Origin of the sequence: Janthinobacterium svalbardense (genome assembly GCF_002327145.1) — a bacterium.
In the GTDB taxonomy this organism is placed as follows: domain Bacteria; phylum Pseudomonadota; class Gammaproteobacteria; order Burkholderiales; family Burkholderiaceae_D; genus Janthinobacterium; species Janthinobacterium tructae.
In genome coordinates, this window is record NZ_CP023422.1 from 3454680 (window position 1) to 3468378 (window position 13699).

The following is a 13699-nucleotide window of genomic DNA, read 5'->3' on the forward strand; positions in this document are numbered from 1 at the left end:
ATGGCACACAGATCTCTCAACGAATCTCTCAACGAACTTCTCAACGAATTTCTCAATGACATGGGCTCCAATGAAAATCGCACAGAAGATGTTGATCGTCCCGGTGGTCGCGCTGGCTTGCCTGCTGGCCATGGGGGCCATGTCCTACTTCGCCATGCAGCAGAACGAGCAGCGCATGCGCGAGCTGAAAGATGTCACCCTGACAGCCGAGCGGCTTGCTAGCCAGCAAGCTATTGCCCTGGGCCAGGTGCATGCCGACGTGTATGCGAAGATTGCCATCGCCGCCAGCCTGACGGACGAGCAGTTCAAGCAATTCGGCGCGCAAACGGATGGCCAGCTGAACGCCATCGCACAAGGGTTGACGGAACTCAAGAAATTCTCGGGTGCCGCCACGGAAGCGGCCCAGGCCCTGCCCGGCGTCGAACGCTACCGGGCCAGCGTGGCGCAGGCGCTGGACCTGGCCTCGATGGACCCAAATACGGGCGTGGCGGCGATGCAAAATGCCGCCGGACACTACCAGCAAGTGCGCGGGCAGCTGCGCCAGGTACTGCTCAACCTCGACAATCGCACCGCTGACGCGTTGCAGGAAACAAAAAATGCGGGCCAGCGCGCCGGCTGGCTGTCGCTGGGCACCATGGCCATCGGTTTTGCCTTGCTGGCCCTGATCGCCACCTGGGTGGCCCGTTCCGTGGTGGGGCCCATCGACGAAGCGTGCCGCGCCGCCGAAAGCCTGGCCGCCGGCGACCTGACCATGCGCATCGATGCCCGTGGCGACGACGAGGTGGGCAAGCTGTCGCGGGCGCTGGCCACCGTGGTGAAAAACTGGAATACTTTATTGGGCGAGATACGCCAGGCCGGCTCCACCATCACGGTGGAAGCGAGTGAAATTGCGCTCGGCAATGCGGACTTGTCGGCCCGCACGGAGTCGCAAGCCCATTCCTTGCAGGAAACGGCAACGTCCATGCATGCCTTGACCGATACCGTGCGCGAAAACGCCAGCCATGCGCACCAGGCCAACCAGATGGTGCTGTCGACCTCGAACGTGGCGCTGGAAGGCGGCCGCGTGGTGGGCCAGGTGGTCGAAACGATGGGCTCGATCAAGGCCAGTTCCGGGCGCATCGTCGATATCATCGCCGTTATCGACGGCATTGCCTTCCAGACCAATATTCTTGCCTTGAACGCGGCTGTGGAAGCGGCACGCGCGGGCGAACAGGGACGCGGCTTTGCCGTCGTCGCCACCGAAGTGCGGGGCCTGGCACAGCGCTCGGCCACGGCGGCGCGCGAAATCAAGCAGCTGATCGAGGATTCCGTGGCCCGGATAGAAACGGGCAGCGAGCTGGCCGACAGCGCTGGGCGCACCATGGGCGATATTGTCGCCTCCGTCAAGCAAGTGACGGAAATCATGAACGACATCACGGCGGCCAGCCAGCGCCAGAGCAAGGGCATCGAGGAAGTCAACAATGCCATCACGGAAATGGACGAATTGACCCAGCGCAATGCCGCCCTGGTCGAGCAATCGGCCGCCGCCGCGCAAAGCATGCAAGACCAGGCGCATGATTTATTGCGTGTGGTCGACGCCTTCCGCCTGGGCGACGGCGGCCCGCCGCTGTTGCCGCGCTAGCGCGGTGCCTGCATGGCCGCTGCCGCGCAGTCGAGCATGCGCTTGCCTGCCGCCACCAGTGCCGGATCGTCCTCATCCTGCAGCAGCGTCCCCACGACGCTCTGGTCGATAGCGCTTCCCTGCATGGCGGCCAGGCGTGCCACCCGGTCTTGCGTGGCGCCATCGCCGATGGTACGGGCGCTGAAAAAGCTGTACAGGCCGGCAATTTCACGCTGCTGCAGCCATTGCATCAATTGCACCAGGCGCGCCTGCTCCACATAGCTCAGTTCGCTCACCTTGCGCTCCGCCAGCGCGTAATACACTTCCAGGCGCGCCATCCAGTTGCCCTGCGCGGCAGCGGCAAGCAGCTGGTCCCAGACGGCACCGGCGTGCAGCACGGGCTGCGGCTGCAACTGATAGGCCAGCACGGCTTGCTGCTGCGGCAATGCGCCGTAGGCCGTGGGCGCCTTGCAGACAAACTGGCGCGCATCGGGGCCGCCTTGCCGCAAGCCGCTGGCGATATGCCGCTCGATCTTGTCGCCGATGGACAGCAGGCGCCTGGCGTGTTCCTGCATGGACCACTGCGGCGGCAATTTGCCCAGCCAGGCCAGCGCATCGTCGTTGGCCCGGACCGCCAGCTCGTAGGCTACCGCCTGAGCCTGCTGATCTTTCTCTCTGGCCAGTTTTTCCGCATCCTGTCGGATATCGTATTGGCTGGTGCTTTGCTTGAGTTTCAGGCATGACTGGAAGGCGGCAGGCGCTTCTTGCCAGCAGCGAGCCGGTACCGAGAACGTCCAGCGCATGCTGATCGTTTCCAGGACATACGTATCGACGCCCTCTTCTGCCTTGAGATAAGCGCGGCCGTCCGCCTTGGTCACGCCCTTGGTCAGTTGCTTGCCGCCAGCCGTGCTCCATGTGTAGGGGTCATCGTCTTGCGGCACGCCGGGTACGGCGTACAGGGTCAGGTAGTGGCCGGCGGTGGCAGGCGCATCGGCCGCATGGCCCAGCGGCGACAGCAGGGATAAAGTCAGTAAAGTTTTTTTAGGCAACAGTTTCAGCATGTAGCAATCGGTTCAATGAAGTTCGGTATGGCAGGCGCAGTCGTGGCCGCTGGCCGCCTCGGACAGGTTTTGCAAAATCGCGCAGTCTTGCGACGGCTGCGGCTGGTCACACTGGTGGCGCAGGGTCACCAGTTGCTGCTGCAAGGTTTGCAAGTTTGCCATTTGCTCGGCGATGCGCAAGATATGGTGGTCGAGCAACTCATTGACGCTTTGGCAGCCTTCGGCCGGGTTGTTCTTAAATTCCAGCAAGGCGCGGATATCGGTCAAGCCGATCTGCAGCGAGCGGCAATGGCGGATGAATTGCAGCCGTTCCTGGTGTTCTTCGCGGTATTCGCGGTAGCCAGCGCTGTTGCGGCCCGGTTCCTGCAGCAAGCCCGCCTTTTCATAGTAACGCACGGTTTCCACATCACAATCTGTCCGTTTAGCCAGTTCTCCGATACGCATGGCATCCCCTTTTCATTCTTTCGTGCAAATTCCGCTTGACCCTGTAGCGGCTACAGGGTTTCTAATGGAAGCATACACCAATCCAGAAGGATGATGCGATGCCACACGATAGCCATAACCACGCGCATGACCATGCACAAGACGCCAAGCCCAGTCACGGCGGCTGCTGTTCACACAGCCACGCCACCCCTGCTGGCGATACCGCGCCAGCCCTGCCCAGCGCCCCCATAGCCGGCGCGAGCACGGCCAAATACCGCATCGCCAACATGGATTGCCCCACGGAAGAACGCCTGATCCGCAACAAGCTGGCCAATATGGCGGGTGTGGTGGGCCTCGATTTCAACCTGATGAACCGCGTGCTCGACGTGCATCACACCCTGCCGACACTGGCCACGGTGGAAGCGGCCCTGCACGGCATCGGCATGCAGGCGATTCCCATGCAGGCGGACGCGGTCGTCGCGCGCGATCCGAACGAAGGCAGTCTGAGCAGCCTGCAAAAAGGCTTGCTGGTGGTGTCCGGCCTGGCCGCTGCAGGCGCCGAGGCGCTGGCGTGGACCACACACGAAGACAGTTCGCCCCTCGTCATCGCCCTGGCCCTGCTGTCGATCGCCACGGGCGGCTGGCCGACCCTGAAAAAGGGCTGGATCGCCCTGAAAACGTTCACCTTGAACATCAACTTCCTGATGAGCCTGGCGGTTTTCGGCGCCATCGCCATCGGCCAGTGGCCGGAAGCGGCCATGGTCATCTTCCTGTTCGCCATTGCCGAGCTGATCGAAGGCTTGTCGCTGAACCGGGCGCGCAACGCCGTGCACAGCCTGATGCAGCTGGCGCCCGACACGGCGACGGTCGCCGATGCCAGCGGCGCCTGGCAGCCAGTACCCGTCGCCACGGTGGCCATCGGCACGCTGATGCGCGTGAAACCGGGCGAGCGCATCGCGCTCGACGGCATCGTGCAAAGCGGCGCATCGTCCGTCAACCAGGCGCCGATCACGGGCGAAAGCATGCCGGTGGACAAGGCCGTGGGCGACGTCGTGTATGCGGGCACCATCAATGAACGGGGCTTGCTCGACGTCACCGTGACGGCCAACAGCGGCAACAGCACGCTGGCAAAAATCGTCAAGGTGATCGAGGAAACCCAGGGCAAGCAGGCGCCCACGCAGCGCTTTGTCGACAATTTTGCCCGCTACTACACGCCCGCCGTGGTGGTGTTTGCCATCCTGGTGGCCGTGCTGCCGCCTTTGCTGCTGGGCCAGCCCTTCATGGCCTGGGTCTACAAGGCGCTGGTGATGCTGGTGATCGCCTGCCCCTGCGCGCTGGTCATTTCCACGCCGGTGACGGTGGTCAGCGGCCTGACGGCGGCCGCGCGGCGCGGCATCCTGGTCAAAGGCGGGCAATTCCTGGAAACGGGCTACCGCATCAAGGCCATCGCCGTCGACAAGACGGGGACCCTGACCATGGGAAAACCGGCCGTCACGGACGTGGTGGCCTTGGCAGGCAGCGACCGCGACGCCATCCTGCTGCTGGCCGCCAGCCTGGACGCGAACTCCGCCCACCCGCTGGCTGCCGCCATCGTCAAGGCGGGTCCACCCGCCGGCAGCCACCTGCCCGTGACCCAGTTTGCCGCCCTGCATGGACGCGGCGTGCAAGGCGATATGGCCGGCCAGACGTATTACCTGGGCAATGCGCGTCTGATGACGGAATTGAAGCTCTTGACGCCGGAGCTGCAAGCCATCCTGGCGCGGCTGGAACAGCAAGCGTACACGGCCATGGTGCTGGCCACCCCGGCCGGCGCGCTGGGCGTGATCGCCGTGGCCGACGTGCTGCGCCCCACGGCAGCGGCGGCCATCGCCAGATTGAATGCGCTGGGCGTGACCACCGTGATGTTGACGGGAGACAATTTGCTGACGGCGCAGCGCATCGCGGCCGAGGTGGGCGTCAGCCTGGTCAAGGCGGAATTGCTGCCGGAAAACAAGCTCGATGAAATCAAGGCCTTGCAGCAGCAGTTCGGCGTGGTGGCCATGCTGGGTGACGGCGTCAACGACGCCCCGGCCCTGGCGCAGGCGGACATCGGCTTTGCCATGGGCGCGGCCGGCAGCGACACGGCCATCGAAACGGCGGACGTGGCCTTGATGGATGATGAGTTGGGCAAGTTGCCCGAATTCATCAGTTTGAGCCAGCGCACGCGCAGCATCCTCGTGCAAAACATCAGCTTTGCCATCGGCATCAAGGCCGTCTTCTTCGGCCTGGCCCTGGCCGGCACGGCGACTCTGTGGATGGCCGTGTTCGCCGACGTGGGCGCCAGCTTGCTGGTGGTGGCCAACGGGCTGCGCTTGTTGCGCAATAACAAGCAAGCATAGTCCCGCGCAGAAATATTTCCATCTGGACAATTGCTGTAAAAAACGCTACTTTGGCGGCTGATCCCCACCGCCGCCAAAGTAGCCGATGACCTTCCTGCCCCGCCTGACCCTGCTGGCCACCGTGCTTGCTCCCCTTATGGCTGGCACCTCCCTGCACGCCGAACCGATGTTTTTCACGCCCTGCTCCGATACGGCCGCTCCCGGCAGCCTGTGCTCGGGCTTGAACGTGCCCGGCAGCTACGATGCCCAGGGCCGCGCCATCAGCGACGCGGATGCCATGCACGTCTTCGTGCGCAAGTTTGCCGCCGATGTGCCTGCAGGCAAGCCCGCCAAGGGTACCCTGTGGCTGGTGGCGGGCGGTCCCGGCGAATCGGGCGCCTCGTTCTACAGCCTGCTGCCCACCTTGCGCCGCAGCTTTCCCGGCTTTGAATTCCTCATCCCCGACCATCGCGGTACGGGCCATTCGTCGCGTCTGTGCAAGGTGGAGGAATCCGAACAAAGCCCGGGCGGCCGCGCGCTGGCCGGCGCCGAATGGGCCAGCTGCTTGACGGGCATCAATCTGATGCCGGAATACGTGGCGCAGTTTTCCATCACGATGGCCGCGCACGACTTGAAAGCCTTGATCGAAGGCGAACGGAGCACGGGGCACAAGCACACCAAGCCGCCAGTGTATGTATACAGTGTGTCGTACGGCACGCAGCTGGTCTTGCGCACCTTGCAGCTGGGGCCGCTGCCCGTCAAGAGCGTCATCCTCGACTCGCTGGTGCCGCCGCAAACGGATGCGCGCTGGGACTTGAGCCAGCGCTCGCAGGTGGTCAACCAGGTCGGCATGCAGGTGCTGGCCAACTGCGATGCGGACCCGGCTTGCCACGCGGCACTGGGCGAGCCAGCCGAAACGCTGTACCGGCGCGTGCTGGAGAAAATGCAAGCGGATCCCGCCCTGCTGGCGAAGATTCCGGGCAAGAACCTGAAAAACTTCCTCGGTGGCATGCTCGACGTGCCGGCCGCGCGCGCCCGCATCGCGTATCTGCTGCAGGAGCTGGACCAGGGCAAGGATGGCGAGCTGGCGGCCGTGCGCGCCACCTTGACGCAGGCGGAGGCCAGCCTGGGCAGTTATCCCCAGTCGCCGCTGTCGATACCGCTGGTCAGCATCATCAGCAATTCGGAAAACAATCTGCAGCCATCCTTGCGCCCTGGCTGGACCGCCTTTGATCTCGACCGCGAAGAGGCGGACTTGCTGTTTACCAGTCCCCTGCCCCGCATCCTGCTGGGCGGCGGCTTGCCCACCTACGCGCGCGACGTCTATTTCGGTGCTTTGCCGGCGAAAGTGCCGCCGATGCTGGTGCTGCAGGGAACCCTGGACGCGAAGACGCCGTACGCAGGCGCGCAGGCGCAAGTGCAGGCTTTGACGCAGAGCAAGGCCGGCAAGGTGGCCCTGTCGACCGTACACAACGCCCCGCATTTCATTTTATGGACGGCGCCCGCCTGCTTTGAACAGGCCAGCGCCCGCTTTATTGCCGGCAAGGCGGCGCAGGATTGTACGCTGTAGTTTCCACCCACTAGTTACAAGAGGACGATATGCGCATCACAAGCCTGGCATTGCTGCTGTTATCTTGTTTCGGCGTGGCGCAGGCGGCGCCGCCCGACGTCCCTTCCATCTGCGCCTCGCCCGCGCAGCCGGTGCGCGAACAAGGTTACGTGCCCATCAACGGCATCGGACAATGGATCACGCTCACTGGCGCGGCCTGCGGCAATCCCGTGATCCTGTTCATCCATGGCGGTCCGGGCAATGCCTTGAGTCCGTATGCGGAAGCCATCTATGCCGGCTGGGAACGCCACTATACGTTGGTGCAATGGGACCAGCGCGGCGCGGGCATGACGTATGCAAAACAGCGTCCGACGGACGATGTGCCCTTGACGGTGGAACAGATGCGCGACGACGGCATCGCCGTGGCCCGCTATATCGAGCAGCATCTGGGCCAGCAAAAAGTCATTTTGATGGGCAGTTCCTGGGGATCGATTCTGGGCGTGCACATGGCCAAGGCGCGCCCCGACCTGTTCCACGCGTATGTCGGTACGGCGCAGGTGGTCAATGCGCGGGACAATGAGAGCGGCATGTACCGGGAGGTGATGGCGCTGGCGCAGGCGGCCGGCGATACCAGTACGGTGGACAAGCTGACGGCGCTCGGTGCGCCGCCGTGGACGGACCCGCGCAACTTCGGCATTTTGCGCCGTTTCGACCGCAAATATGAGGGATTGGCAACGGATGCGCCGCCCAGGCACTGGTGGCAGCCGGCGCCGTTCTACGCCACGCCGCAAGCGCTGGCCGATGCCGAGGCAGCCGATGACTATTCGTACATCCAGTTCATCGGCTTGCGCGGCGACGGCATGTTCGCCAAGGTCGACCTGCCCGCGCTGGGCACGCGCTTTGCCTTGCCCGTGTTTTTCATCATGGGCGAAGCGGACTTGCTGACCTCGCCCGTCATCGCGCGCAGGTATTTCGACAGCATCTCGGCGCCGTACAAGAGTTTTACCTTGGTGAAACGCGCCGGACACGACCCCAACCAGGCCGTGCACGACGCCCAATGGACGGTCTTGCGCGACAAGGTGGCGCCGCAGCTGTTGCGCTGATCCATTAAACCGAGATCGCCCTGCGCGCCCGCAGGTGCAAGTGGCGAATCGCCATGGCCGAGACCATCAAAATGCCCGACGCTGTGGCCAGCACGACAATAAACGCCTTGTCGAAGGCCGAACGGGCCAGTTCCGACACTTGCAAGCCCAGTTCGACCGGCAATTGCTCGGCGGCCAGTAGCGCCGCATCGAGCGTGTCATGGGCATTCGGCAACAGGCCCGCGCTTTCCGGGATCACCAGGGTGGCGCTGTAGACCGCCGACATGATGGTGCCCAGCACCGTGACGCCGATGACGGCGCCCAGCTCGTACGACACTTCCTCGATCGAGGCAGCCATGCCGGCTTGCTGCGGCGCCACGTTGAGCATCACGGCGCTCGACGCAGCCGTCATGACGGCGCCCAGGCCCAGGCCCAGGATCACCAGGCTGGCCACTTGGGCCGAAACGGCGGCGTCATGCAGCACCAAGTACGATGCCATGCCGATACCGGACAGCAGTAGCGAACCCCACAATACCTTGGCCTTGTCGGCGCGCGGCAGCATGAAACCCGTCAACGGACCCGCAAACACGGACGCCAGGGGCAGCGGCAGCAGCAGCAAGCCCGCCTCCAGCGGCGACAATTCCCGCACCAGCTGCATGTGCTGGCTCAGTGCCAGTTCCATGCCGATCAAAGCGGCCGAGGCCACCATGGCGGCAGCCACGGCGCTGGAAAACGGCAGTTCGCGGAACAGGGCGAAGTCGATCAGCGGTTTGGCTTGGCGCTTCTGGCGGCGCACGAATTTGAGCATGAAGAAGGCGCCCACGGCGAACGAAGCGGCCGCCAGTGCATACGAGGGCTGCGACTTGCCCAGTTCCTTGATCGCATACACGCCACCAAGCAGACCCATCATGATTTGCAGGGAACCCTTCAAGTCCCACGGTTTGTCGCGGTTACCGGCCCGTTTCGGCAGGACGACGGCGGCCAGCACCAGGGTCAGCAACACGATGGGCACGTTGATCAGGAAGACGGAACCCCACCAGTAATGTTCCAACAGGAAACCACCGAGCACAGGGCCAAACGCGGCGCCGCCCGAGGCAATCGCCGCCCACACACCGATGGCGAACGAGCGCTCGCGGTTATCGGTAAACGTCAGGCGGATGATGGACAAGGTGGCCGGCATCATCAAGGCGGCGCCGATGGCCAGCAGGATGCGGGCAAAGATCAGCCATTCCGGCGCGGGCGAAAACGCGGCGCACAGCGAGGCGATGCCGAACACGGCCAGGCCGGCAAGGAAAACGGGTTTATGGCTCAAGCGGTCACCAAGGGTGCCGAGGCCGGGCAGCAAGCCGGAGACGACCAGCGCGTAGACGTTGATGATCCACAGTTTTTGTGAAGAGGATGCCTGCAAGTCGCGCGTCAGCGCGGGCAAGGCGGTGTAGAGCACGGTCATGTCGACCACGATCAGGAATAAGGCGCTGGAGACGATGGCCAGCGTCAGCCATTTTTTCATTGGATGCATAAACAACTCATGGATTTTAGTGTAGCTTTTAACAACTATCGGTGTGGATAAAGCGGGTGCTGCGCAAATATTTACGTTCCAGGCTGCCACGCGCCTGGCTGGGTCGGCGGCGGGCGTCAGCCACGCTTGCCATCCTTGTCATCCACTGCGGCGCTTGCTGGGGCTGCGACTACGTCAAGTTCGCGCAGCATGACGACGGACACTTGCTTGAAACCGCGCCCCTGGAAGAATTGTTGCGCCGTCAAGTTGTGCGCGCCGCATTCGAGGAACAATCGGGCGATGCCGTGGCTGCGCAGCTCGTCGGCTACCCACTCCACCAACTGGCTGCCGATGCCGCTGCCGCGCACGGAAGGCAGCAAGACCAGGTCGTCCAGCGCGGCGAACGATTTCGAGGCGCGCTGGCGCGTGTCGATGGACACCAAGGCCATGCCAACGATGGCGTCACCGTCGGTGGCAACTGCCAGCAGGGTCGAATCGCCATGCGCCCAGTCATGCGACAGGGCGGCGCGGATTTCGCCGCGTATCACCTCAGGCAAGTCCGCGCGCCAGTTGCCGGGCGCATCGGCGCGTTCGCCCTGCAGCTCCGAATGGGAGATATAGTCGGCGCTGACGTTATCAAGATATAACTTGCACAGCGCATCTTCGGCGCTGGCGTCGTGACACCAGCCAAAGCTGATGGCAGGGGGAGTGGCTTGGGCGTTTTGCATGGCGGATCTCATGTTATTGAATTAATAAACGCATTTTATGTCGCCCCAGAATGGCATTCAAGTTAAAATCCATCTGTAAAACAGATAGGTGGATGCCATGCAATGGACTTTGGAACAAATGCGCTACTTTGAGGCGGCCGTCGCGGCCGGTTCTTTCTCGGGCGCGGCGCGCCGGCTGGGCCGCGCCCAATCGGTGGTCAGCACCTCGATCGGTCTGCTGGAAGCGGAATTTGGCGTGGAACTGTTCGACCGCTCACGCCGCAGCGCCGTGCTGACGGAAGCGGGCAAGGTGATGCACCTGGAAGCGTGCGAACTGCTGCGCCAGGCCGAGCGCTTGCAACTGCGCGCCCAACTGCTGAGCGAAGCGCCCGAAGCGCAACTGACTCTGGCGCTGGACGAAGCCCTGCCCTATCTGGCCATCAGCAAGCTGGTCAAGGAGTTGGCGGCGCGCTACCCGGCGCTGGAACTGGTCATGCTCAACGCCACGGCCTCGGAAGTGGCGCAATACGTGGAGCAGCAGCAAGCCGATGTGGCCTTCCACTTCGACCGTGGCCCCATCTCGCCCGTACTGGAACAGCAGCACATCGGCAGCGTGGCGCAAGGCGTGTTCGTGGCCAAAGGCCACGCTATGGCGCACGGCCAGGAAGTGAGCCGCAACGAGCTGACCCGCTACCGCCAGCTGATCATGGATTCCGACCTGAACCGCGAACACGCGTTCAGCCCCGCCGTCTGGTTTTCCGACAGTTTTTACAGCATCGCGGAAATGGTGGCCGACGAGCTGGGCTGGGCCATTTTGCCGCTGAATATCGCCAATTACGATAACTACAAAGGGTATCTGCAGGAAGTGCCCTGCCCTGCGCTGGCTTTGTCGCGCTTGCCGGTGCGGCGGCTGTCGATCCATGGGAAGAAACTGAGCGAGACGAGTTTGTGGCTGACGACCAGGCTGGCGGAGTTGTTGTTGGATGGGCCGCGGGGGTGAGGCAGCTGGACAGTCGCCGAGCTGGCGCCCATGATCTAAAATGGCACGCTCTGGACATTCAATGGAGTACAGCATGGATTTCGATTGGCACGGCGGCGTCATTACCCGGCACACGGTCGTTGATGCCAACTACAGGAGCACGCAAAACGTCAGGCGCTTCCTGTTGCATCAGTGCGGCTCCGAATTCAAGCTTGACCGCGATTTCATGGCCTGGATACGCGATGGCGCGGTTAAAACCATGGGCGATGTTGCGGATGAATGGACGCGTCGGCATAACCAAGCCGGTGATGCGTAAATAAATAATTAATAGGTATTGAAAGCTTTACATGATTCACTCAACAGTCATCAACAACTGGCTCGCCATGGCAAAAGACGATGCCGTGGAGATCGATCCCGACGATATCAATCACGAAGCCCGAACCAATATGTGGAGCTTTTCGCCCACGGACGAGGAAACGCCGCAGATCCATGCGGCAGAGATCGTCGAGTTCATCGGTGAGGTGATAGCAGCGCGGCGCAGCGCGCTCGCTGGCGAGGCTATGCTGTTGTATTGCTGGCACGATGCGCAATGCCGCCAGTTGCGCTTCAGCCTGGTGTCGCGCTCGCATGGGCGGCTGCCGTTTCGCTGCGCGCTGCGCGAAACGCAGGATTTATCTCTGATCGCCGACCGCGTGGTGAACGGGGACTGGCGCAACGAGCATTGTATGCAGGCCCCGTCGGAGCAAGGCGATGAGCAGGAGGTCGCGCCGTTCGTCCTGCCCGTGTTTGTCGTGCCTGTTCCCTAGGAATCAGCACACCACAATCAGGCCTGGAAGCGCGCGGGCCGGCAAGCCGCCAGAGCGGACGCTGGCTCGCCATCGACGATTTCCCCGCTGGCAAGCTTGCCCAAAATGGCGGCCAGCACCACGCCCGGATGCATGGCGCACACATACACGCCTTCCACCTGCGGCAGATAGCCGATGACGGGCACGCCGTCAAAGGGCATGGGACGCAGGCCGATGCAGGCGAATGCCGGCGCGATGGCCTCGGTGCCCTTAAGTTCATTGCGGATGGTGCCGGCCGTGCGCTGCGCCATGGCGGCGGGCTGGTTTTCCGGCGCGTCGTCCACGTAGTCTTCCGCCGCCAGCATGGTCCCATCCTCGGCTTGGCGCACTTCCATGGCATGGCTGGAAATAATGCCGCGCACCAGGCCCGGTGGCGCCTGGAAGCGCAGGAAGATGGCGGGCGAGGCGTGAATCGGCAGATTTGCGCCCAGTTGCGCGGCCAGTGCAGCGGTACCCGTGCCTGCCGCCAATACGATCACGTCCGCCTCGATGACGCCAGCGGCCGTTTTCACGCCCGCCACCCGCCCGTCCTGAACGACAAAACCCAGCACCGGCGTGTGCGTACGGATCGTCGCACTGAGCGCCCGGGCCGCTGCCAGCAAGGCATGCGTGGCGGCAACGGCGTCGAGGGCGCCCTGCTCAGGTTCATAGACGGCCTGTTGCGGCGGCTGCCGCAGCTGCGGTTCAAGCTGGGCGATGCGCGCGCGGTCAATCAAGATGGATTCGGGCGACATGCGCCCATCCTGCGTGCCATACGACAAGGCGCCATGCCAGCGCAGCGTCAATCCGGGCACTTGCGTTTCCAGCTGGCGCCAGGCCGCGATGGCGCCGCCGCGCAGGGCCGCAATCGGGTCCGGTCCGGCACAGGACGTGTTAATCCAGGCAAACGAAGTGCCCGTCACGCCGGACGCGATGCCGCCCGCCTCGACCACGGTGACTTGCGCTCCCTTGCCGGCCAGGTGGTAGGCCAGCGACGCGCCGACGATGCCGGCGCCGATGACGATGATACGTTGGGGGGCTGCCCGCAGCTCCAGTGCATACGCATGGCCATCGACAACGTTACCTGCCACCATGGCAATATCGGGCACGGCCACTCCCTGCACGAAACCGCAGCGCTCCAGCACACGGATCGACGCCGCATTGTCATCGATGGCGCAGGCGCACAGGCGTTGCAGCCGCCATTCGTCTTGCGCCAGCGCAATCAGGTGGTGCAGCGCGGCCGTGGCCAGGCCCTTGCCCGCCTGCTGTTGCCCGATGCGGTAGCCGACTTCGGCCACGCCTTGCTGCCGGTCAATGTCCTTCAGGTTGGCGCGCCCGATCAATTCTCCGTGCGCGTTGACGATGACGCAGGGGTGCATGCGGCCCTGTGCGTGCTCGTCCAGGAATTGCGCGACGTGCGCGTGGATGCCGTCAATGCTGTAAAAATCGTCGGGGCGCCCGTCGATATGGCGCTCGAACCAGGCCCGGTTGGCTTGCTCGAAGGCCAGCAAGGGTGCTGCGTCGTCGGGGCGCAGGGTGCGAATGGTGTGTGTGCTCATGCAGGCTCCTGGAAAGGCATGAGTCTAGTGACACGCCACCCGGCCCGTCAATCTTGATTC

12 protein-coding genes are annotated in these 13699 nt (G+C 63.6%); 7 read left to right on the top strand and 5 right to left on the bottom strand.

Features of this window, described 5'->3' with window-relative positions; translation table 11 throughout:
* Positions 1-70: 70 nt before the first annotated feature.
* On the top strand, positions 71-1621 hold the full coding sequence (locus CNX70_RS15345; protein ID WP_244198809.1) for a methyl-accepting chemotaxis protein: 1551 nt from the start codon (positions 71-73) through the stop codon (positions 1619-1621).
* Here the strand turns inward: CNX70_RS15345 and CNX70_RS15350 are convergent.
* Both CNX70_RS15350 and cadR read right to left on the bottom strand, forming a co-directional pair.
* The gene (locus CNX70_RS15350) at positions 1618-2661 is read right to left on the bottom strand and encodes a hypothetical protein (RefSeq protein WP_096235395.1); all 1044 of its coding nucleotides are present in this window, start codon (positions 2659-2661) and stop codon (positions 1618-1620) included. The genes CNX70_RS15345 and CNX70_RS15350 overlap by 4 nt on opposite strands.
* Before the next feature lie 12 nt (positions 2662-2673).
* Complete coding sequence (gene cadR, locus CNX70_RS15355; protein ID WP_034787498.1) at positions 2674-3105, bottom strand: Cd(II)/Pb(II)-responsive transcriptional regulator; 432 nt, start codon at positions 3103-3105, stop codon at positions 2674-2676.
* Positions 3106-3203: 98 nt separating this feature from the next.
* On the opposite strand from cadR, the gene CNX70_RS15360 reads away from it, so the two are divergent.
* The 3 genes from CNX70_RS15360 to CNX70_RS15370 all read left to right on the top strand — a co-directional run bounded on the left by CNX70_RS15360 (position 3204) and on the right by CNX70_RS15370 (position 8093).
* Entirely contained in the window at positions 3204-5462 is a 2259-nt protein-coding gene (locus CNX70_RS15360; RefSeq protein WP_096235396.1) for a heavy metal translocating P-type ATPase, read from the top strand.
* 85 nt (positions 5463-5547) lie between these two features.
* The gene (locus CNX70_RS15365; protein ID WP_096235397.1) at positions 5548-7011 is read left to right on the top strand and encodes an alpha/beta fold hydrolase; all 1464 of its coding nucleotides are present in this window, start codon (positions 5548-5550) and stop codon (positions 7009-7011) included.
* A 29-nt stretch (positions 7012-7040) separates the two neighbouring features.
* Positions 7041-8093 carry an alpha/beta fold hydrolase gene (locus tag CNX70_RS15370; protein ID WP_096235398.1) on the top strand — a complete coding sequence of 351 codons (1053 nt, stop codon included), beginning with the start codon at positions 7041-7043 and terminating at the stop codon, positions 8091-8093.
* Between the two features lie 4 nt (positions 8094-8097).
* On the opposite strand, the gene CNX70_RS15375 is transcribed toward CNX70_RS15370, so the two are convergent.
* Positions 8098-9582, bottom strand: coding sequence for an MFS transporter (locus CNX70_RS15375; protein WP_279629356.1), 1485 nt, complete (start codon positions 9580-9582; stop codon positions 8098-8100).
* A gap of 125 nt (positions 9583-9707) precedes the next feature.
* On the bottom strand, positions 9708-10298 hold the full coding sequence (locus CNX70_RS15380; RefSeq protein ID WP_157751038.1) for a GNAT family N-acetyltransferase: 591 nt from the start codon (positions 10296-10298) through the stop codon (positions 9708-9710).
* A gap of 97 nt (positions 10299-10395) precedes the next feature.
* Between CNX70_RS15380 and CNX70_RS15385 the strand changes: the two genes are divergently transcribed.
* From CNX70_RS15385 to CNX70_RS15395, 3 genes are all read left to right on the top strand, one after another.
* Entirely contained in the window at positions 10396-11277 is an 882-nt protein-coding gene (locus CNX70_RS15385) for a LysR family transcriptional regulator (protein WP_167389669.1), read from the top strand.
* Between the two features lie 73 nt (positions 11278-11350).
* On the top strand, positions 11351-11572 hold the full coding sequence (locus CNX70_RS15390; RefSeq protein ID WP_096238483.1) for a DUF6434 domain-containing protein: 222 nt from the start codon (positions 11351-11353) through the stop codon (positions 11570-11572).
* A 31-nt stretch (positions 11573-11603) separates the two neighbouring features.
* Entirely contained in the window at positions 11604-12062 is a 459-nt protein-coding gene (locus CNX70_RS15395) for a hypothetical protein (RefSeq protein ID WP_096235402.1), read from the top strand.
* A 17-nt stretch (positions 12063-12079) separates the two neighbouring features.
* Here CNX70_RS15395 and CNX70_RS15400 read toward each other — a convergent pair whose 3' ends face one another.
* Complete coding sequence (locus CNX70_RS15400) at positions 12080-13639, bottom strand: FAD-dependent oxidoreductase (protein ID WP_096235403.1); 1560 nt, start codon at positions 13637-13639, stop codon at positions 12080-12082.
* Positions 13640-13699 lie beyond the last annotated feature (60 nt).

What these genes read in the sequence shown, in the direction of transcription:
- CNX70_RS15345 (WP_244198809.1), top strand. Translation starts at nt 71, where the DNA reads ATGAAAATCGCACAGAAGATGTTGATCGTCCCGGTGGTCGCGCTGGCT.
- CNX70_RS15350 (WP_096235395.1), bottom strand. Translation starts at nt 2,661, where the DNA reads ATGCTGAAACTGTTGCCTAAAAAAACTTTACTGACTTTATCCCTGCTG.
- cadR (WP_034787498.1), bottom strand. Translation starts at nt 3,105, where the DNA reads ATGCGTATCGGAGAACTGGCTAAACGGACAGATTGTGATGTGGAAACC.
- CNX70_RS15360 (WP_096235396.1), top strand. Translation starts at nt 3,204, where the DNA reads ATGCCACACGATAGCCATAACCACGCGCATGACCATGCACAAGACGCC.
- CNX70_RS15365 (WP_096235397.1), top strand. Translation starts at nt 5,548, where the DNA reads ATGACCTTCCTGCCCCGCCTGACCCTGCTGGCCACCGTGCTTGCTCCC.
- CNX70_RS15370 (WP_096235398.1), top strand. Translation starts at nt 7,041, where the DNA reads ATGCGCATCACAAGCCTGGCATTGCTGCTGTTATCTTGTTTCGGCGTG.
- CNX70_RS15375 (WP_279629356.1), bottom strand. Translation starts at nt 9,582, where the DNA reads ATGAAAAAATGGCTGACGCTGGCCATCGTCTCCAGCGCCTTATTCCTG.
- CNX70_RS15380 (WP_157751038.1), bottom strand. Translation starts at nt 10,298, where the DNA reads ATGCAAAACGCCCAAGCCACTCCCCCTGCCATCAGCTTTGGCTGGTGT.
- CNX70_RS15385 (WP_167389669.1), top strand. Translation starts at nt 10,396, where the DNA reads ATGCAATGGACTTTGGAACAAATGCGCTACTTTGAGGCGGCCGTCGCG.
- CNX70_RS15390 (WP_096238483.1), top strand. Translation starts at nt 11,351, where the DNA reads ATGGATTTCGATTGGCACGGCGGCGTCATTACCCGGCACACGGTCGTT.
- CNX70_RS15395 (WP_096235402.1), top strand. Translation starts at nt 11,604, where the DNA reads ATGATTCACTCAACAGTCATCAACAACTGGCTCGCCATGGCAAAAGAC.
- CNX70_RS15400 (WP_096235403.1), bottom strand. Translation starts at nt 13,639, where the DNA reads ATGAGCACACACACCATTCGCACCCTGCGCCCCGACGACGCAGCACCC.